At 67.5% G+C, this 19311-nt stretch carries 18 protein-coding genes; 10 read left to right on the forward strand and 8 right to left on the reverse strand.

Annotated elements, in window-relative coordinates:
* Nucleotides 1-56: 56 nt before the first annotated feature.
* The gene (locus tag ACFVVK_RS01715) at nucleotides 57-2270 is read right to left on the reverse strand and encodes an MMPL family transporter (RefSeq protein ID WP_390262530.1); all 2214 of its coding nucleotides are present in this window, start codon (nucleotides 2268-2270) and stop codon (nucleotides 57-59) included.
* Between the two features lie 217 nt (nucleotides 2271-2487).
* Here ACFVVK_RS01715 and ACFVVK_RS01720 point away from each other — a divergent pair, with 217 nt between their 5' ends.
* The 5 genes from ACFVVK_RS01720 to ACFVVK_RS01740 all read left to right on the forward strand — a co-directional run bounded on the left by ACFVVK_RS01720 (nucleotide 2488) and on the right by ACFVVK_RS01740 (nucleotide 5870).
* Nucleotides 2488-2988 (forward strand): MarR family winged helix-turn-helix transcriptional regulator, encoded by a 501-nt coding sequence (locus ACFVVK_RS01720; protein ID WP_390262533.1) that lies wholly within the window; start codon nucleotides 2488-2490, stop codon nucleotides 2986-2988.
* Between the two features lie 54 nt (nucleotides 2989-3042).
* The gene (locus ACFVVK_RS01725; protein WP_390262535.1) at nucleotides 3043-3858 is read left to right on the forward strand and encodes a methyltransferase domain-containing protein; all 816 of its coding nucleotides are present in this window, start codon (nucleotides 3043-3045) and stop codon (nucleotides 3856-3858) included.
* Between the two features lie 129 nt (nucleotides 3859-3987).
* Nucleotides 3988-4464: a hypothetical protein gene (locus ACFVVK_RS01730; protein WP_390262538.1), complete on the forward strand. Its 477-nt coding sequence runs from the start codon at nucleotides 3988-3990 to the stop codon at nucleotides 4462-4464.
* Nucleotides 4465-4633: 169 nt separating this feature from the next.
* Nucleotides 4634-5185 carry a dihydrofolate reductase family protein gene (locus ACFVVK_RS01735; RefSeq protein WP_390262539.1) on the forward strand — a complete coding sequence of 184 codons (552 nt, stop codon included), beginning with the start codon at nucleotides 4634-4636 and terminating at the stop codon, nucleotides 5183-5185.
* A 61-nt stretch (nucleotides 5186-5246) separates the two neighbouring features.
* The gene (locus ACFVVK_RS01740) at nucleotides 5247-5870 is read left to right on the forward strand and encodes a LysE family transporter (RefSeq protein ID WP_390262542.1); all 624 of its coding nucleotides are present in this window, start codon (nucleotides 5247-5249) and stop codon (nucleotides 5868-5870) included.
* A 33-nt stretch (nucleotides 5871-5903) separates the two neighbouring features.
* Here ACFVVK_RS01740 and ACFVVK_RS01745 read toward each other — a convergent pair whose 3' ends face one another.
* The gene (locus ACFVVK_RS01745; protein ID WP_390262544.1) at nucleotides 5904-6830 is read right to left on the reverse strand and encodes a PaaX family transcriptional regulator C-terminal domain-containing protein; all 927 of its coding nucleotides are present in this window, start codon (nucleotides 6828-6830) and stop codon (nucleotides 5904-5906) included.
* 204 nt (nucleotides 6831-7034) lie between these two features.
* On the opposite strand from ACFVVK_RS01745, the gene ACFVVK_RS01750 reads away from it, so the two are divergent.
* From ACFVVK_RS01750 to ACFVVK_RS01760, 3 genes are all read left to right on the forward strand, one after another.
* On the forward strand, nucleotides 7035-8429 hold the full coding sequence (locus ACFVVK_RS01750) for an MFS transporter (RefSeq protein ID WP_390262547.1): 1395 nt from the start codon (nucleotides 7035-7037) through the stop codon (nucleotides 8427-8429).
* Nucleotides 8430-8525: 96 nt separating this feature from the next.
* On the forward strand, nucleotides 8526-10271 hold the full coding sequence (locus tag ACFVVK_RS01755; protein ID WP_390262548.1) for a CocE/NonD family hydrolase: 1746 nt from the start codon (nucleotides 8526-8528) through the stop codon (nucleotides 10269-10271).
* On the forward strand, nucleotides 10268-10741 hold the full coding sequence (locus ACFVVK_RS01760) for a DUF3237 domain-containing protein (protein WP_390262550.1): 474 nt from the start codon (nucleotides 10268-10270) through the stop codon (nucleotides 10739-10741). The genes ACFVVK_RS01755 and ACFVVK_RS01760 overlap by 4 nt, the downstream gene beginning before the upstream one ends.
* Before the next feature lie 87 nt (nucleotides 10742-10828).
* On the opposite strand, the gene ACFVVK_RS01765 is transcribed toward ACFVVK_RS01760, so the two are convergent.
* The 6 genes from ACFVVK_RS01765 to ACFVVK_RS01790 form a co-directional block, all read right to left on the reverse strand.
* Nucleotides 10829-12427 carry a long-chain fatty acid--CoA ligase gene (locus ACFVVK_RS01765; RefSeq protein WP_390262552.1) on the reverse strand — a complete coding sequence of 533 codons (1599 nt, stop codon included), beginning with the start codon at nucleotides 12425-12427 and terminating at the stop codon, nucleotides 10829-10831.
* A gap of 42 nt (nucleotides 12428-12469) precedes the next feature.
* Complete coding sequence (locus ACFVVK_RS01770) at nucleotides 12470-13855, reverse strand: MFS transporter (RefSeq protein WP_390262781.1); 1386 nt, start codon at nucleotides 13853-13855, stop codon at nucleotides 12470-12472.
* Nucleotides 13856-13962: 107 nt separating this feature from the next.
* Nucleotides 13963-14418, reverse strand: coding sequence for a MaoC family dehydratase (locus ACFVVK_RS01775; protein WP_090952699.1), 456 nt, complete (start codon nucleotides 14416-14418; stop codon nucleotides 13963-13965).
* Between the two features lie 58 nt (nucleotides 14419-14476).
* Complete coding sequence (locus ACFVVK_RS01780) at nucleotides 14477-15715, reverse strand: acyl-CoA dehydrogenase family protein (RefSeq protein WP_390262556.1); 1239 nt, start codon at nucleotides 15713-15715, stop codon at nucleotides 14477-14479.
* A 1-nt stretch (nucleotide 15716) separates the two neighbouring features.
* Nucleotides 15717-16610 carry an amidohydrolase family protein gene (locus ACFVVK_RS01785; protein ID WP_390262559.1) on the reverse strand — a complete coding sequence of 298 codons (894 nt, stop codon included), beginning with the start codon at nucleotides 16608-16610 and terminating at the stop codon, nucleotides 15717-15719.
* 2 nt (nucleotides 16611-16612) lie between these two features.
* Entirely contained in the window at nucleotides 16613-17575 is a 963-nt protein-coding gene (locus ACFVVK_RS01790; RefSeq protein WP_390262562.1) for an SDR family NAD(P)-dependent oxidoreductase, read from the reverse strand.
* A 123-nt stretch (nucleotides 17576-17698) separates the two neighbouring features.
* Between ACFVVK_RS01790 and ACFVVK_RS01795 the strand changes: the two genes are divergently transcribed.
* A complete protein-coding gene (locus ACFVVK_RS01795) occupies nucleotides 17699-18208 on the forward strand; it encodes a MarR family winged helix-turn-helix transcriptional regulator (protein WP_390262565.1) in 510 nt (169 codons plus the stop codon).
* A gap of 87 nt (nucleotides 18209-18295) precedes the next feature.
* A complete protein-coding gene (locus ACFVVK_RS01800) occupies nucleotides 18296-19306 on the forward strand; it encodes a glycosyltransferase family 9 protein (RefSeq protein WP_390262568.1) in 1011 nt (336 codons plus the stop codon).
* The last annotated feature ends 5 nt before the right edge of the window (nucleotides 19307-19311 follow it).

The following is a 19311-nucleotide window of genomic DNA, read 5'->3' on the forward strand; positions in this document are numbered from 1 at the left end:
GCCCATTCCAGCCGCCGGAACGACTTCTGCAGTGAGTCAGCGGGGGTGGGTTCCGGCTAGCGGACGGCCGCCTCTTTTTCGGCGGCCCGGGCGGCTGGCAACTCCCGGGCCGCATCAGCTCCGGGCCGGCCCAGTTTCCCCGGCCACCAGATCCGCGGGCCAATGTCGTAGGCCAGGGCCGGGACCAGCAGGGAACGGACCAGAACGGTGTCCAGCAGCACGCCGAAGGCGACGATAAAGGCCAGCTGCACCAGGAACATGATCGGGATGACGCTCAACGCGGCGAAGGTGGCGGCCAGCACCACACCGGCCGAGGTGATCACGCCGCCCGTGACGCCAAGGCCGCGGAGGACGCCGGCCCGGGTGCCGTGCTTGAGGGATTCCTCCCGCACCCTACTCATGAGGAAGATGTTGTAGTCCACGCCCAGGGCCACAAGGAAGACGAAGCCGAAGAGCGGAACGGTGGCGTCCGCCCCCGGGAATCCCAGGATGTGGTTGAACACGACGGCGGAGACGCCCATCGCGGCGCCGTAGGACAGCACCACCGAGGCGACCAGCAGGACCGGCGCCAGCACGGAGCGCAGCAGCAGCATCAGGATCACGAGGATGACCGCGAGCACCACCGGGATGATGGTGACGAGGTCGCGCTGGGCGGTGGTGTTGGTGTCCAACGCCGTCGCGGTGACGCCGCCCACGAGGGCACCGTCGTCGATCTTCTTGAGTTCCTGGCGGAGGTTTGCCACCACGTTTTCGGCCTCAGTGGAATCCGCCGCGTAGTTGAGTGTCGCGCTGATCAGGACCTTCCCGTCCCGGACCGCCGGATCCGCCGGAGTGCCCCGCCCGGCCGGGGCGCCCGGGGCGCCAGTCATGATCGGGACGCCGCCTTCGGCCAACAGGTAGGCATCCCCGACGCCGCCGCTTGCCCTGGTCTTGTCCAGGACGTCCGGGGCTTTGGCTTCGTCGGCGACGATCACGGCGGGGCTGCCGGATCCGGCGTCGAAGTGCCGGCCCAGGGCCGCCTGCCCGTCAACGGCGTTGGAGGCGGCGAGGATGACGTCGGTTTGGGCCACGCCGTTAGCTTTGAGCTGGAGGATACCGGCGCCCGCCGCGAGGAGCAGCAGGGCCGAGGCAATCCAGACCCTACGCGGCCGGCGCGACACCAGCGAACCGGTGGCCCGCCACAGCCCCTTCTGGCCCTCGAGTCCGGTCACCAGTTCCGGTTCCCGCTCGGTTTCCGGGAGCAGTCTGGGCCGGAACGGCCAGAACGCGGCCCGGCCCAGCAGGGCGAGGAGGGCGGGCAGCAGGGTCAGGGCCGCGAAGAGCGCGCAGAAGATGCCTGCGGCCGCGACCGGCCCGAGCGCCCTGTTGGAGTTGAGGTCGGAGAACAGCAGGCACAGCAGGGCGATCATCACGGTGGCGCCCGAGGCAAGGATCGGTTCCCACGACGCCTTCCACGCCGTGAGCGCGGCGGCGGTGCGGTTGGTGGTGTGGGTCAGGGCCTCACGGAACCTCGCCACATACAGCAACGCGTAGTCGGTAGCCGCGCCGATCACCAGGATGGACAGGATGCCTTGGCTTTGGCCGTTCAGCTGGATCCAGCCGGCCTTGGCCATGCCGAACACCAGGAGGATGGCGGCGCAGAGCGCGAAAACGGAGGTGAGCAGGACCACGAGGGGCAAAAGCAGCGAACGGTAGACAATCAGCAGAATCAGGAAGACGGCGCCGAGGGCCACGAGCAGGAGGACCCCGTCAATGCCGGCAAAGGCACTCACGAGGTCCGCCGTGAGGCCGGCCGGGCCGGTGACGAAGGTCTGCGTTTCCGCCGGCGCTGACGCCTGCACTGCGTCCCGGAGTTCCTTGACCGCCGCCTTCACTTCGCCCGACGAAGCGATCGGCACCACGAACTGGACGGCCTTGGCGTCCTCGGAGGGAATCGGACCGATCACCGTGCTGCCGGCGTGCAGGCCTTCCAGCTTGCCCTTGAGCGCCGCGGCATCGCCGAGTTGCGCCGGAGTGAAGGCGGCATGGCTCTCGATGACGATGACGGCCGGGATCTCCTTGGAGTCCCGGAACTTGGCCTGCCAGCCCTGCGCCTCGGTGGCCTCCGCCCCGGCAGGCAGGAAGGATGCCTGGTCGTTTGAGGAAACCTCACTGAGCCGGCCGAAGGTGGGGCCGCCGATGCCGGCAATGGCCAGCCAAGCCACGACCAGTACTGCCGGAACCAGCCAGCGCAGCCAGATCGGGATGCGTGGTGGAGTGGGCGATGTCATCTTCAGGTGTCCTTCCGGTGCCGCTGCGAGGAATGCAAGTAAGTTCCACAGTAGACTATCTCCATGAACGAGATAACCCGCCGGGGCATCTTTTAGGAGAATGAAGAGGCGGCGTGGCGCCGCCGCTGCAGTAAACTCCGGAAGGCGCCGTCGACGACGCCGACCGCGCCGGCGAGACAGCCCCGGCCACAGCCAGGGAAAACGAAGGAGGTTCGCCGTGTCAGCCGAAGCCCCGGGACCGCCTGAAGCAGCCGGACCTCCACCCCTCGTCCGGCTCCTCCAGGAATTCACCCTCGAAGCGAACCGCTACGTGGACACCGCCGGCGGCCGCAACGACATGCACCGCACGGATCTCAACGCTCTGGCCGTCATCATGCGGCACACCGCACGGAACCAGATCGTCACGCCGGGGCTGCTCAGGAAAGAGCTCAACCTCAGCTCACCGGCCACCACCGCACTGATCGACCGGCTCCACAGTTCCGGCCACGTGGTCCGCGAGCGCGAGGGCACGGACCGCCGGCAGGTGCAGCTGCGCATGACCCCCAAGGCCTACCGGGACGGGGGAGCAATGTTCCTTCCGCTGGCCCGCCACATGGGCGCGGCGATGGAGCACTTCACCCCGGAGGAACTGGAGACCGTCACCCGGTTTCTAAACTCCATGATCGCCGCCACCATCCGGGCCGGCGAAGAAGCGGCCCGCGGCCCGGACCACAAGTAAGTCTCAGCACGGGTGGTGCGCCCTTTTCTCATCCCGGGAGGGTAGCGTTCCCTTATGAGTGCGCAGCAGCCTGACGATGTGTACACGCACGGCCACCACGAGTCGGTGGTCCGTGCCCATGCCTCCCGCACGGCGGAAAACTCCGCGGCGTTTGTGCTCCCGTACCTTACCCCCGGGGTGTCCGTGCTCGACGTCGGCTGCGGGCCCGGCAGCATCACGTGCGACTTCGGGGCACTGGTGGCGCCCGGCACCGTCACCGGCCTGGACCGCTCCCCCGACGTCGTCGCGCAGGCGGCGGCGCTCGCCGCGGGGCGCGGCGTCGGCAACGTCGTCTTCGCCACCGGAAACGTCTACGACCTCGACTTCCCGGACGAGACATTCGACGTCGTCCATGCCCACCAGGTGCTCCAGCACCTCACGGACCCGGTCGCGGCCCTGCGGGAAATGCGCCGGGCGGCCAAGCCCGGCGGGATCGTGGCCGTGCGCGATGCCGATTTCCACGGCATGAGCTGGTACCCGGCCATCCCCGAGCTCGACGACTGGATGGAGTTGTACCAGCGGATCGCGCGCCGCAACGGCGCCGAACCCGACGCCGGCCGCCGGCTCGTCGCCTGGGCCCAAGCCGCCGGTTTCACGGATGTAGCGCCGTCGAGCAGCAACTGGCTCTACGCCACCGGGCAGCAGCGGCGCTGGCAGGCCCGGGTGTGGGGTGAGCGGGTGCTGCACTCGTCCTTTGCCGACCAGGCGCTCGAGTACGGCTTTGCCGGCGAGGCGGACCTGGCGCGGATTTCCGCGGGCTGGCACCGCTGGGGCTCCACCGACGACGGCTGGTTCCTGATCCCCAACGGCGAGGTGATCGCCCGGGCCTGAGACGGCGCCCAGGGTCACAGCAGCGGCACAGCCGACCGAAAGTGCTGCCATAACTCCGCGTCGGAGGCTGGGTACAGGCCGAAACCTCGGCCGGCCCGGGAGTCCGGGCCCCAGCAAAGGAGTAACGCAATGGCAAAGATCAATAAGTCCACCGCGGGCATCATGCTCGCGGCGGTCATCAGCGGCGGCGCCATCGGCGCGGCGGCCATCCCGGCCATGGCCGCGGATACCACCGGCAACTCGACGGCCGCCACGGCCGGCTATGGAAGCGGCTACGGCAGCACCGGTGGCGGCACCGGCGGCCCGCACCAGGCCAACGGCAAGACCGAGGAGGTCCTCACGGGCGACACGGCCACCAAGGTGGAGGCGGCCGTCAAGGCAGCGCAGCCGAACGCGATGATCGAAAGGATGGAAACCGACGCCGACGGCGCTGTGTACGAAGCCCACATCACGAAGGCCGACGGCACCCACGCCACCGTCCTGCTGGATGCCAACTTCACCGTCACCGGAACCCAGGACCAGGGTCAGGGCGGCCGGGGCCGCGGCGGGCCGAACGATGGCGACGCCGGCGACGCCGCTGGGAGCGGTTCCACTTCCAACGGCTAGCCGCTGCCGAAGGACGGAGCTGTTCCGGATGGCCGCACAGCCGTCCGGGACAGCCCCGTAGCGCGTCGCGTCTTCGTCGGCTGCGGGTTTGAACGAGTTTCCGGCTGCCATTCCCTGGCCCGTGGTCTGCCGATAGGGTGCACTAAAGATTCATCGAAAAGGAGAACCCATGCGCAAACTGACCGCCGGCCTCTTCTGCTCCGTGGACGGAGTGGTGGAAGACCCGTTCCTCTGGCAGTTCGACAGCTTTGACGACGAGCTCGGCGCCGGGATGGGCGAGATGATGGGCCGGATAGACACCGGGCTCCTGGGCCGCGTCGGATACCAGCAGTGGGCCGAGTACTGGCCCAACGCCGAAGGCGACACCGAATTTGCCGGGTTCATCAATCCTCTGCCGAAATTTGTGGCGTCCCGGACATTGGCCCCGGAGCTGGACTGGCAGAATTCACGCCTGATCGAGGGCCCGCTGGAGGACTTCGTGACGGATTTGAAGAACAGCGACGGCGGCGAGATCGGCATCTTCAGCAGCATCTCACTGGTGCGCCAGCTGCTGTTCGCCGGCCTGCTCGACACCCTGATGCTGATCGTCCATCCCGTGGTCGCGGGAAGCGGCCGGCGGCTGTTCAACGACGGCGATCCCCTGACCCGGCTGGAGCTGCAGTCATCCCAGCAGACCAGCAAGGGAAACATGATTCTCAGCTACGGCCGCCGCGGCGAGTGAGCCGCCGCCGGCCCGGCCTCCACGGCCCAGCCGGCGGCCTCTGAGCCCGTAAGCTTGGCTGGTGCAACCCTCACTTTGGCTGGCCCTGGCCGGCGCCGGCGTCCTGATCAGCTTCACCCCCGGCGCTGGCGCCATCAACACCATGAGCAACTCGCTGAACTCGGGCTTCCGCCGTTCCATCTGGGGCATCCTGGGCCAGCAGGCCGCCCTGGTGGTGCACATCCTGGTGGTGGCGCTCGGCGTCGGGGTGCTCGTGGCGAGCTCTCCGGTCGCGTTCAACGTGATCCGCTACGCGGGCGCCGCCTATCTGGTCTATCTGGGCATCCGGCAGTTCCTGCACAAGCCGGACCTGGACCAGGAGAAGGCCTCCGCCCTGCGCAACGAGCCCGCGCTCTCCATGTTCCGCCGCGGCCTCTGGGTCAACCTGCTCAACCCCAAGGCCGTGGTCTTCTTCCTGGCCTTCATGCCCCAGTTCATCCGCCCGGAACAGCCGCTGCTGCCGCAGTACGCCGTCCTGTCCGCCACCGTGATCGTGATCGACATCCTGGTGATGTGGTTCTTCTTCGCGGCGGCGGCCCGGTCCTTCCAGCGCTTCACCCACGACGCGCGCGGCCAGAAGGTCCTGAACCGGACGTTCGGGGGGCTGTTCGTCGGCGTCGGCGCGCTGCTGTCGGCCATCCACTGACGAGGCCCCGCGGTGGATGGCCGCCGGGCCCGGTCAACGCGCCGGGCCTACCGAAAGAGCCCGCGGCGTGCCCGCCAGCTCGGGAGCTTCGCGGGCAACGACCTCGCCGACGTAGGCGGTGGCGGCACCCGCGAGCCCGTCATAGAGGCGTACCATCAGGTCCCTGGCTTCGTTGCGGGGCCACGCTTCCGGCAGGAGCTCGGCGGGAAGGTCCGGGTCGCTCCACGGAAATGCCCGCCACGCGTCCATCAGCTCGGTCCTGACCCTGAAAGCTTCAGCCGGACTGACCGTTCCGGCATCCAGGCGCCCGGCCCATGGCGTGAACTTTTCACTGAAGGGCCGGTAGTGCTCCCTGAACTCCTGCGGCGACCAGGCCTCCACGAGCCGCTTGCCCCGGAGGCTGGATTCCGCGGTGCGGAAAATGACGTAGTCGTCCACGCCATACCCCCTGCAGGTTTCCTCCAGCTCCTCGGAGTGGTCTCGCGGGGAAACCCACAGCGCGCCGAACAGCGGCGCGAATCCACGCCACCGCAAGCGTGAGCGGAACATCTCCCGGACATCCCGCGACGTCTCCGGAATGGAAAACGCGATGACGGTCCAACTGCCGTCCCAGTGGCGGGACTGTTCACCGAACACGGAGACCTGCTCGAGACCGTGGCGCAGTCGGTTCCGCGCACCGCGGGTGATGCGGTAACGCGAGGTCCGCCCCGCACTGGACTGTTCCAGGACCCCCCGGGACGCCAGGCGGCTCAGAGCCGTCGCCGTCGCAGACGCGGTGATCCCGAGACCGGCGGCCAGGGCCGCGATGAGCCGGGACGGCAGCCACACCTCGCTGTCGAACCAATAGTCGACCACCAAGGTGACCAGCTGGTGCTGGGTGGACGGCCCCTTCAAAGGCCGCGGAAAGTCGATGGCCAGATCCGGGTCCATGCCGGGCACCGAGGCCGGCCGCTCGCTCATCACGACTCCATCATGCCAGCCGCAAGACTCCCCTTTTAATTTTGCACTTGCATTGACGGACGCAGATCGAAGTGCATACCATTGCAGTACAAGTGACGGAGGCCACAGCCGACCCCGCCACTGCGCTCAAGCATGCGAGCCACAGGTCTTCCAGCCTCACCATTTTCCCCTGCCTCACTTCCTGCCCTTACTAGGAGATCCGCAATGACCGCTGGTCCCATCGATCCGCCGACGCCGTTGACGCCGTCCGTGGAACAGGCCCACCCCGTTTCCCCCGCGGGAACCAACCATGCCCGCCGCGCCGCCGCCGCCAGCTTCATCGGCAGCACCCTGGAGTACTACGACTTCTTCATCTACGGCTCGGCGTCCGCCCTGATCTTCAACAAGATCTTCTTCCCGGGCATCGATCCCGCCCTCGGCACCATCCTGTCAATGGCCACCATCGGCATCGGCTACGTGGTCCGGCCCCTCGCGGCAAGCGTCATCGGCCACTATGGCGACAGAATCGGACGCCGCCAGATGCTGGTCCTGACGCTCGTGGTGATGGGAGTGGCCACGTTCCTGATCGGCTGCCTGCCGCCGGCGGCCGCCATCGGCGCCACCGCCCCGGTCCTTCTGGTCGTGCTGCGCGCACTGCAAGGAGCCTCCGCCGCCGGTGAATCCGTCGGCGCCGTCACCATGACCATGGAACATGCCCCCAGCAACAAACGGGCCTTCTACAGCAGCTGGGTCAACACCGGGGCCGTCGCCGGGATCATGCTCGCTTCTTTGGCGTTCCTCGCGGTGTCCCTACTGCCCCAGGAAGACCTGCTCAGCTGGGGATGGCGGTTGCCGTTCCTGGCCAGCATCCTGGTGGTCGCCGTCGGCCTCTACATCCGCCTCCGGCTGCCCGAGTCCGAGGTCTTCGAAGCCGCGAAAGAGGCCGCCGACGGCCATGAACTCCCGCTCAAGGTAGTCCTGCGCGATCATTGGCGCACCATCCTCAAAGTGATCTTCTTCGGGCTCTGGAGCGTTGTGTCCTCGGTCTTCGCGGCCTTCGGGCTGGCCTATGCGACAGGCAAGTTCGGCATCCCTTCCGCCGCCATGCTCGGGGTCACCATTGCCACGGCTGCGCTGGGCATCATCGCGCAGCCCTTCGCCGGCATCCTGGCTGACCGGATCGGCCGGAAGCCGGTTTTCATTACCGGCAACATCATTTGTGCAGCGGCGGCCTTCGTCTACTTCTGGTCCATCAGCATCGCGTCTATACCGCTGATTTTCGCCAGCGGCATCCTCTTCATGACGGTGGGCTACGGCTTGGTCAACCCTCTGGGCCCGGCCATGACGGCCGAAATGTTCCCCACGAGGATCCGCTACACGGGCGCCGCTACCGCTTCGCAGCTCGGACTGATCGTCACCGGCTTCGCCCCGACGATCGCAGCCGCCATTGTCCAGCCCGGCCCCTCGGGCTGGATTCCAGTGGCAGCCTTCACGGCCGCTTGCTGCCTGATCTCTGCGGCAGTCACCGCGATCTGGGTCAAGGAAACCTACAAGGTATCCACCGAGGCCCTCGGCACCCAGGTACCCGGCGCCAAGACATCAGCCGGAGCCACCGCCTGAGAACCGACACACAACCGACAGCCGCCGGGAGGGGCCGGAGCACCCGGCCCCTCCCGGCATGGCTGCCCTCTATCCCGTTCCACGTTAGGACCCACCGTGAAACCGCGCCCAGTACTTATTGACCATGACATCGAAACACCGCTGCCTGACGGCACCATCCTGCGATCCACGGTGTACCGTCCTGCGGACGGGAACCCATGCCCGGTGCTGCTGACCAGGACGCCCTACGGGCGGGACCTTGCCGTCAATTCCTCCTATCTGAACCCGGCAACAGTCGCCGCTGCAGGCTACGTCGTGATCCTGCAGGACTGCCGCGGCCGCTTCGGTTCCGGCGGATTCTTCGATCCCTCTGTCAATGAGGCGTCCGACGGCGCCAGCACGGTCGAGTGGGCAGCGCGGCTGCCGTACTCCAACGGCGTGGTGGGCATGTGGGGGCGGTCCTACTTCGCCGAAACCCAGTGGCGGGCCGCCTCGGGGCATCCGGCCGGCCTGGCGGCATTGTCCCTGGGCGTTTCCGCTGGGGCCAACGCGAACAACGGTTCCCTCTACCGCGGGGGCGCCTTCGAAATCGGCAGCCGCCTCACTTGGGGACATGCCTCTATCACCGCCAACGAACTGCTCCGGGAATTCTCCGACGACCCCGAACTCAGGGCGAAGGAAATGCAGTCGTGGCTGGACCTCGACCGGTCGTTCTCCGACGCCACGGCCTTTGGCACACTGCCGCTCGCCGACCTGGCGCCACGGCTGGGAAGCTTCATGAACCGGCACGTCCTGCCCTCGGCTGGGGAAGCCCCGGGGAGCAGCTTCACGCAGGTGTGGGACGGCGCGTCAGCGCCACCAGTGGACATGCCCACCCTGCACATCGGTGGCTGGTTCGACATCTTTGCCCCGAGCACGCTCGCGCAGTACCGGATGCAGCTCGAGCACAGCCGCACCAACCCAGCAGCTGCACCGCGGCTCATCATCGGCCCGTGGACGCACACCAACTTATCCGGCGCCTACCCGGATGTCAGCTTCGGCCTCAACGCTGCCGCCGGCGTGATGAACGGTCTCGGAGATCTGTCCGGCATTCAGACGGCCTGGTTCGATTCCGTCCTCAAGGGCGAGCAGGACGGGCTGCGGCAGGTGCCGCGGGTCCTGCTGTACTTCATGGGTGAAAACCAGTGGCGCGGCTTCGATGAACTTCCAGCCCCCGCCAGCCACCGTTCGTGGTTCCTGGGCTCCGGCGGATCGCTGGAGGACGCACCCGGAATACCCGGTGTAGAAAGCTACTTTTACGATCCCCTGGATCCCGTCCCGACGACGGGCGGCGCCACCATGATCCACGGCGCGTTCCCGGCCGGACCCGCACACCAGCGGTCCGTCGAGGCACGCGACGACGTCCTGACCTTCACCACGGAGCCGTTCGACGCGCCGGCGACCATCTTCGGGGATGTCAGCGCCACCTTCTTCGCCGCGTCCTCCGCCGTCGACACCGACTTCGTGGTGCGACTCTGCCGGGTCACTCCGGAGGGCGCATCATTGGGCCTGGCCGACGGCATCATCCGGGCCTCCTGGCGGGACAGCTACGCGGACACCGGGCTGTGGGAGCCCGGCCACGAGCCCTCCCCCATTGAACCGGGCCGGCCGTATGAATACACGGTGAGTCTGTGGCAGACGGCGTACACCTTTGCGCCCGGCGAGCGCCTCCGGGTGCAGATCACCTCCAGCTGCCATCCCCGCTGGGACCGGAACCTCAACACCGGCAGACTTGCCTTTGACTCCGCCGACACACTCATTGCGCGGCAGTCGGTCCTCTTCGGCGAGGGCCACCCGAGCCGGTTGACGGCCGGCATCCTGTGACCGCCCCGTTTCCGGCGCGGCCCGGGCTCAGCTTCCTGGCGGAGCTGTCCGTTACGGTCGGCGAGCCGATCGACGTCGGGCCGACGCCGGAAGGGCACCGCCGGCTAATCCCGATCACCGGCGGCACCGTCCACGGTCCTGCCCTCAACGGACGGGTCCTGCCTGCCGGGGCCGACTACCAGCTGATCCGAAGCCCCGTCCTGACGGAACTGGACGCCCGTTACGTCCTGGAAACCGACGACGGCGACCGGATCTTCGTTCACAACACCGCCCTCCGGCACGGCTCTGCCCGGGACATCGAGCTGCTAAATTCCGGCGCTGCCGTCGATCCTGCCAGGATCTACTTCCGCTGCTGGCCCCGGCTCACCACGGCCGCCCCGGCTCTGGACTGGCTGAATACACGCCTCACCCTCGGGACGGGCGTCCGTGAGCCCGGCCGCGTGGTCGTCAGCATCTTCACGGTCGACTAGGCACCCGCACCCCGGTACAAGAGAACCGGAGACTGCATCTCCGCAGTCTCCGGCTTTCTTGCTGCCCGGCCGCGTCCGCGGTTCCGGTCAAACGTGCCCGGGCGTAAGGTTGCGCAGATCGGCTTTGCGGATCTTGCCGCTCGCGGTCCTGGGCATTTCCGCCACGAAGACCACTGACTTGGGAATCTTGTACCGCGCAACCCTGCCCTCGAGGTGGGAGCGTAGGTCTTCCTCTGTGAGCCGGGCACCTTCCCGCAGCAGCACCACAGCCCGCGGGACCTCACCCCACTTCTCGTCCGGTACCCCGATCACCGCCACGCTGCCGACGGCGTCGAGTTCGGCGATCGCCTGCTCCACCTCCGCCGGGTAAATGTTCTCCCCGCCCGAGATGATCATGTCCTTGAGCCGATCGGAGATGAACACGAATCCGTCCGGGTCCTTGTAGCCCATGTCTCCAGACTTGAACCAGCCGTCATCGGTGTAGGAATCCGCGGACGCTTCTGACCGATTCCAGTACTCGTGAATTACGTTGGGACCCTTAATCTGGATCTCCCCCACCGTCCCGGGCGACATCGGGGCCGCCGCCGGGTCCAGGGGATCAGCCACCCGGACGTCGGTGAAGAAGTGCGGCAGCCCGGAGGACCCTGCCTTGTCGCGGGACCTGGCCGCCGGAAGCGTGGTGGCGCCGGGGGCCGTCTCGGTCATGCCGTACCCGTTGGAAAACCGCAGCCCGCGCCGCTCGTACGCTTCCAAGACCCGCAGCGGCACGGCGGAGCCGCCGCACGTCAGTTTGTTCAGCGAACTGAGATCGGCGGCGTCCCAGTCCGGATGCTCACAGAGCATCTGGTAGGTGGTGGGCACCCCGCTGATGGTTGTTGCGCGGTGCCGCCCGATCAACTCCAGCGTCCGGCGGGGATCGAACTTGGCTTCCAGGACCACGGTGCCGCCCTTCAGGAGCGTGGGCAGGACGCCCATGTCCAGCGACGCGACATGGAACATCGGCGAGATCATCAGGGCCACATCGGTGGAGGCGAAGTCGAAGTCCACCAGCACGTTGACACAGTTCCATGTGATGTTGCCGTGCGTCAGGAGCGCCCCCTTGGGGTTTCCGGTGGTTCCGGAGGTGTAGAGAATCATTGCGGCGTCGTCCAGGCCCACTGGCTCGTCCGGCGGGAGCACCGCACCGGAGGCGATCACAGCCTCAAACTCCTCCACGGCCGGTCCCCCGTCCGCACCCCCGTCCGCACCGCCGCCGTCGGGCGCTGTTTTCTGCGGCGCCGTTGAGTCGTCGACGACGACGACGATCCGCCCGCCCACCGCTGTCCCGGTCGAGCCGAGTTCGGCCAACTCCGCCAGCGCCGCCGAGTGGACCAGCAGGACGGCGCCGCTGTCCCGGAGCTGGAACTGGATCTCGGGCGGAGCCAGCCGGGTGTTCAGCGGCACGAAGACCGCCCCGGCCAGGCCGGCGGCAAACAGGGTTTCCAGGAAGGAGGGATCGTTTTCGCCAAGGTAGGCAACGCGGTCGCCCTTGGCCACGCCGCGGTCCCGGAGGGCGTTGGCGAGCCGGGTGGAACGATCCGCGAGTTCAACGTAGCTCAGTTCCCGTTCCCCGGCGATGACGGCGGTCTTGGTGCCCGACTTCGGGCGGCGCCGCTGCAGCCACGAGCCGATGCCAGAATTCTCCACGGCAGATCCTTTCTATTTAGACGGTAATGCCTGCGGGCCGGGTCAGGAACCGACGGTCTGCAGATCGTTGTTCTTGGGCTCGCGGGTGAGCAGGATGAAGACGATCGACACCACGGACATGATGGCCAGGTACAACACCACAGCGGAGGTGTCCTGTCCGGAATCCTTGAAGATCTGTGCCACGATGCCCGGCGTGAATCCCGCCCCGAGGAGGGTGGCGAGCTGGTAGCCCAACGAAGCGCCGGTGTAGCGCGAAGTGGTGCCGAACTGCTCGGATACGAAGGCCGCGAGCGGACCGAACAGGGTGGAGTGGATCATGAGACCGACGGCGAAGGCCACGAAGATCAGCCCGATGTTGTTCGAGGACAGCAGCTGGAACATCGGCGTCAGGTAAATGATGAACAGGACCAGGCCGCCGATCATCACCGGCCGCCGGCCCAGCTTGTCGGAGAGCCTGCCGCCCATGACCACGAAGGCGATGGACACAAAAGAGGCTGCCGCGAAAGCGTAGAGCACGCCCTGCCGGTCAGCGCCCTTGGAGACGGCATAGGTCACGGAGAACGTCGCCAGTACCACCTGCAGCGCGAAGCCGGCTGCGCCGGCCAACATCGTGAAAATGAGGGTCTTGGGGCGGCGCAGGACCTGCAGGAGGGGAATCTCGCGGCGCGCTGCCACGCTGGCATGATTCGCCTTCCGCTGGTCCGCCTGGTGCCGTTCTGCCTTTTCCTGTTCCGCTTTCTCCTGTTCCAGGGCTGCTTTGAAGATGGGGCTTTCGGCGACCTTGAGCCGGACAAACATGCCGACCCCCAGCAGAACAAAGGACAGCAGGAACGGCACGCGCCAGCCCCAGGCAAGAAATTGCTCGTTGGGCAGGGCTGCGAAGGCACCCATGACGAGCGTGCCCAGCACCGCGCCGGTGGGCGCGCCGGCGTTGACGAACGAGGCCGCGAAGCCGCGCTTGCCCGATTCCGAGTGTTCCAGCGCCATGAGGGCGGCGCCGCCCCACTCCCCGCCCACGGCGATGCCCTGGCAGACCCGGAGGATCACCAGCAACACGGCACCCCAGGCCCCGGCCGCCGCGGCACCGGGCACCAGCCCGATCAGGGTGGAGGCGATGCCCATGACCAGCATCGAAACGATGAGCATGTTCTTGCGTCCAAGCCTGTCGCCGAAATGGCCGAAGATGATTCCGCCAAGCGGCCGGGCCACATAGCCGGCAGCGAACGTCCCGTAGGCGGCCACGACGCCCACCCACTCGTCCATGCCGGAGAAAAACACCTTGGGAAAGACCACGGCAGCTGCCGTGGCGTAGAGCAGGAAGTCGTAATACTCGATGGTGCTGCCGAGGTAGCTGGAGGCGATGACGGTCCGTGCTTCACGGCGACGCGTGCCCGCGTCCATGGCCTGCAACTGCGAAATCTGGGACATCATTGTTCCTTTTGGGCAGAGGGAAGTGGCAGAGAAGGGAAGTGGCAGAGAATAAGTGGGGGCCTGCCGACAAAGCGGCCCGGGCGCAGGCTGCTTGTAGAAGCGGCCTACTTGTAAAAGCGGGCGAGGAATTCGGCCACGACGGCGGGGCGCTCCTGGCCTTCGATCTCGATGGTGTTGGCCACCTTGATCTGGGCACCGCCCTTGACCTCGGTGACCTCGGCGATGGTGGCGCGCATCCGGATGCGGGAGCCCACCTTGACCGGGGAGGTGAAGCGGACCTTGTCCAGGCCGTAGTTGACCTTGGTGGTGACGCCGTCGACGTCGAACAGCTCGCCCCAGAACGGGATGATGAGCGAGAGGGTAAGGAAGCCGTGGGCGATCGGGGCGCCGAAGGGGCCGTCCTTCGCGCGTTCCGGGTCCACGTGGATCCACTGGTCATCGCCCGTGGCGTCGGCGAATTTGTTGATCTGTTCCTGCGTGATTTCGCGGTAGTCGGTGGCGCCGAGGTCGGTACCGGCGAGAGTGAGCAGTTTGTCGAAATCGACAACGAGGTTGGGCATGTTGGCTCCTGTGGTGGTGTGGCGGGTGAGGTGACGGTGTGGACGGATGGTGTGGAGGTCAGCGGGTGAAGGCGCTTTCGCCCGTGAGCGCGCGGCCGACGATCAGGGCGTTGATTTCGTGGGTTCCCTCGTAGGAGTAGACGGCCTCGGCGTCGGCGTGGAACCGGGCGACGTCGGCCTCGAGGGTGATGCCGTTGCCGCCCACCACCTCGCGGGCGAGCGCCACGGTCTCGCGCATCAGCAGGGAGGTCTGCATCTTGGCGAGGGCGGAGTCCTGGTCGCGGTAAATGCCCTTGGACTGCTGCTCGGTCAGCCGGACCACGAGGGACAAGGCCGAGGTGACGTTGCCGAGCATCCGGGCGAGCTTTTCCTGGACCAGCTGGAAGGAGCCCAGCGGACGGCCGAACTGCCGGCGTTCCGTGGCGTAGCGCAGCGCGGCCTCGAAGGCTCCGGCCTGCATTCCGGTGGCGATCCAGGCGACGTCCGAGCGCATGGCCCGCAGCATGGCGGCCACGTCGCGGAACGAGTTCACGTTGTGCAGCCTCCGCGACTCGGGGACGCGGACGCCGTCGAGGGTGATGTGGGCGTTCTGCATCATCCGCAGGGCTGTCTTGCCGTGGATTTTTTCGAGGTTCACGCCGGCTGCCTCGCGGTCCACGAGGAAGGCTTTGACCTGTCCGTCGGCCACGTCGCGGGCGAAGACCGCCAGGACGTCGGCCGTGGCGGCGCCGCCGATCCAGCGTTTTGCGCCGTCAAGCACCCAGAAGCCGCCGTCCGGGCCGGCCTGGCGCCGCGCGGTCGTGGACAGCCCGCCGGCGATGTCAGAGCCGGACTCCGGTTCGGTCAGCGAGAAGACGCCCTTGAGCGAGAAGTCGATGACCTTTGGCATCCATTCGGCCTGCTGCTCGGCCGATGCGCCGACCCGGATGGCGGTCCGGAAGAGTCCGGCCTGGGCCGTATACCAGGTGGCCAGCGAGGCGTCGGTCCGGGCGAGTTCGAAGATCCGGAAACCCTGGTAGATCCCACGGGCGGGGCTGCGGCTCGCACCGGGGGCGCCGGTAAGTTCCGCGGGTTCCATCAGGTCAAGGTCGACCAGGGGCCGGGCCAGCTGGTCCGGGAACTCGCCGCGCTCCCAGTACTCGGCCAGGAGCGGGCGGGCCTGTTCGTCAAGGAACTTCCGCAGCCGCCCCAGCACCCGCCGTTCCCCGTCGGTGAGAAGGGATTCGGCGTCGTAGTAGTCGCAGACGCTGTAGAGGCGCGTCTGCGCTGTTTTCTGGGGCGCGGTTTCCACGGTCATCTCAGCCTCCCAGTCCGAGCAGGCGCACGGCGTTGTCCTTGAGGATCTTGGGCCGGACCTCGTCCTTGAGTGGGAGGTCCGCGAACGCGCCCAGCCATTTCTGCGGGGTAATCAGCGGGAAGTCGGTGCCGAACAGCACCTTGTCCTGGAGCACGGAGTTGGCCGTCCGGACCAGGGACTCGGGGAAGTACTTCGGGGACCAGCCGGACAGGTCGATGAACACGTTGGCCTTGTGGGTGGCGATCGAGTTGGCCTCGTCCTGCCACGGCACCGACGGGTGGGCCATAATGATCTGCAGCTCCGGGAAGTCCGCGGCGACGGCGTCCAGCAGGAGCGGGTTGGAGTAGGCCAGCTTTATGCCGTACCCGCCGGGGAGACCGGCACCCATGCCGTTCTGGCCGGTGTGGAAGATGGCCGGCAGTCCCAGTTCCTGGAGGGTTTCCCACAGCGGGTAGAACTGCTCGTTGGACGGGTCGAATCCCTGCAGGCTGGGGTGGAACTTGAAGCCGCGCGCACCGAGGTCGATGGCCTGGTGCTTGGCGCCCTGGATGGCCCCGGGCCCCGTGCGGGGGTCGACGCTACCGAAGGGGATCAGGACATCGTTATTCCGGGCCGCGCCGGCGATGAGCTCGGGGATGCTGTTCGGTTCGTGCTTGAGCTGGGTCCGGGCGTCGACCGTGAAGACGACGGCGGCCATGTTCAGTCCGCGGTAGATCTCCGCGATGCGGTCCAGGGAGGGGCTCCGGTCCTCGGCTTTGAAGTACTTGGCCGAGGCCTCGGTCAGGGCCGGGGGCAGCGATTCATGGCCGTGACCGTCCACCTCGAGGTGGACGTGCATGTCGATCGCATCGAGCTGCGAGGCGTCGACGCCGAGTTCGTAGCGGGTGGCGGCCATGATCAGCGGGCCTCGGCCGGCACTTCCGGCTGTGCTGGTTCGGGCTGTGCCGGCTGCAGTTCCTCCGGCAGCGGCAAGAACTCCTCGCCGACGCCCTGCAGCTTGGCGCCGAAGATCGCGCCGAAGTTCTCGACGAGATCCTGGTAGCGCCAGCCGCCCGCGCGGTACTCGGTGGCGGCGGCCTCGGGGTGGGTCCAGAGCTGCAGCCGGTCGCCGCCGGCGCCGATCGCCTGGCCGGTGACGCCGGCAGCGGCGTCGGAGGCGAGGAAGGCGATGAGCCCGGCGACGTCGTCGGCCGTTCCGAAACCGAGGTCGTGGCGGAAGAACGCGGGCATGGCCTCACCGCGCTCGTCCGCCTCGACGGCCTTTTGGAAGTACGGGACGGTCTTAGTCATGGCCGTCGCGGCGATCGGGATGACCGCGTTGGCGGTGACGCCTGCCTTCTTCATCTCCAGCGCCCAGGTGCGGACCATGCCCACGATTCCGGCCTTGGCGGCGGCGTAGTTGGTCTGGCCGAAGTTGCCGCGCTGGCCGGTCGGGGAGCCGATGGTGATAATGCGGCCGGAGATACCATGCTCCTTGAAGTAGCCGAAGGCCTCCCGGGCGCACGTGAAGGTGCCGCGCAGGTGGACGTTGATGACGGCGTCGAAGTCCTCGTCCGTCATCTTCAGCAGGCTCTTGTCCCGCAGGATGCCGGCATTGGTGACCAGGATGTCCAGCCGGCCGAATTCCTGCACGGCTGCCTGCACCAGCTGTGCGGCCACCTCAGAGCTGCCCACCGGGGCGACTACGGCGGCAGCCCGGCCGCCGTCGGACTCGATGATCCGGACGGCTTCGCCGGCAATCTCGGCGTCGACGTCATTGACGACGACGGCGGCGCCCTGGCGGGCCAGCTCCCGCGCATAGGCGAGGCCCAGGCCCCGGCCACTTCCCGTCACAATTGCTACTTTGCCTGACAGACTCATCGCTGCTCCTTTGCTAGCTACCTCGTGCATCCTGCCCGACGGCATGGGATGCTGTTCTGCATCCATGAAAATATGGATAGTTGAAAAAGTCAACGATTTATTTTTGGGACTATTGGAGTTGGCATGGCGACCGAAGTAGAGGAGCAGCTGGACACCGCGCCGGCCGAGAAGCTCATGGCGGCGACGATCAGCCGGGACGCGGGCTTCCTGCTCGCCAAACTGCACGCGGCGGGCTCGGTCCTGAACAACCGGGCACTGGCGGAGTTCGCCCTCAAGGAACGCTCGTACTCGGTGCTGGCCCTGGCCAACAGCGAACTGGAGCCGACGCAGCGCGAGATGGCCGAGTTCCTCAGCCTGGATCCCAGTCAGATCGTCGCCATTATTGATGAACTGGAAAAGCGCGGGCTCGTTCTGCGGGCCCCGGGGAAACAGGACCGGCGGGCCAAGATCGTCTCCGCGACGGCGGAGGGGTCCGCCCTGTTCCGGCAGGCGGAGGCCGCCGCACGGGAGGCCGAGACGGCAGCCCTCACCGGCCTTAGCGTAGCCGAGATTGGCGAGCTGAAGGGGTTGCTCCGGAAAGCCCTCTGGGGGACAAGCGCGGGATCCGGGAAAGCCAGCACAAGCTGTCCCTGAGCGCATGACTCTCCCTCGGGCCTGAAGCGGGAGAGTACACTCCTCGATCAAGAGGTGAAGTATCCCTGCGACCGGGAGGCGGCGGCAATGCCCGTGCCGGACGAAAACGGGCGCCCCGTTGTGCTGGTCCTGCGGGCGCTGAAGCTAGGTGACCTGCTCGTCGCCGTGCCGGCGCTGCATGCCCTCCGCCGGGCCTACCCGGAACACCGGCTGCTTTACGCGGCGCAAGGCTGGCTGGAGGATGCGGTTGCCCTCGTGGGCGGCTTCGAGTTGCTCCCCACGCACGGCCTCGACGTTCCGATTGCCCTGGAACCCGGTCAGGTGGAGGTGGCTGTCAACCTGCACGGGCGGGGGCCAGAGAGTGATTCCCGCCTTGAAGCGCTGAAGCCGGGACGGGTCATCGGTCATGCCTCGGACCGCCGGCCCGGGCCTGCCTGGAAGGACCACATCCACGAGCGCGAGCGCTGGGCGCGGCTGCTGCAGTGGCACGGCATCGGGGCGGACCCCGCCGACTTCCGGCTGAACCCGCCGCCCGTGCGGACCGACCGGCCGGCCGCGACCGTGATTCATCCCGGGGCTGCCTACGCTAGCCGGCTCTGGCCCGAGGCCCGCTTCGCCAAGGTGGCGGCCGAACTGGCAGAATCCGGCCATGACGTGGTCTTCACCGGCAGCCTCGGGGAACGGCCCCGCGCCGTCCGTGTTGCGGCGCTAGCGGGTCTCGGCGAGGAACGTGTTCTTGCTGGAAAGCAGTCCCTGGGATCGTTTGCGGCCCTGGTCGCAGAATCACGGCTGCTGGTCTCCGCCGATACCGGAGCCGCCCACCTCGCCACAGCCTACCGGCGCCCCTCAGTCGTGCTCTTCGGGCCGGCTCCTCCCGAGGAATGGGGACCACCGCCGGGACCCCATGCCGTGCTGACGAAGGCCCAGTCACGGCGTGGGGACACCTTCGCGGGTGACCCAGACCCGGCTCTCCTGGGCGTAGAAGTTGACGAAGTGCTCGGGGCCGTCCAACACCTTGGCCTGCTATCATCGCCGCCATCCACTGCCGCAGCCCCGGTTCCCGGCGACCCAGTGCTTCAGCGGCATGATCCCAGGTAGATGGT

This window comes from Arthrobacter sp. NPDC058192, assembly GCF_042883665.1.
Lineage (GTDB): Bacteria > Actinomycetota > Actinomycetes > Actinomycetales > Micrococcaceae > Arthrobacter.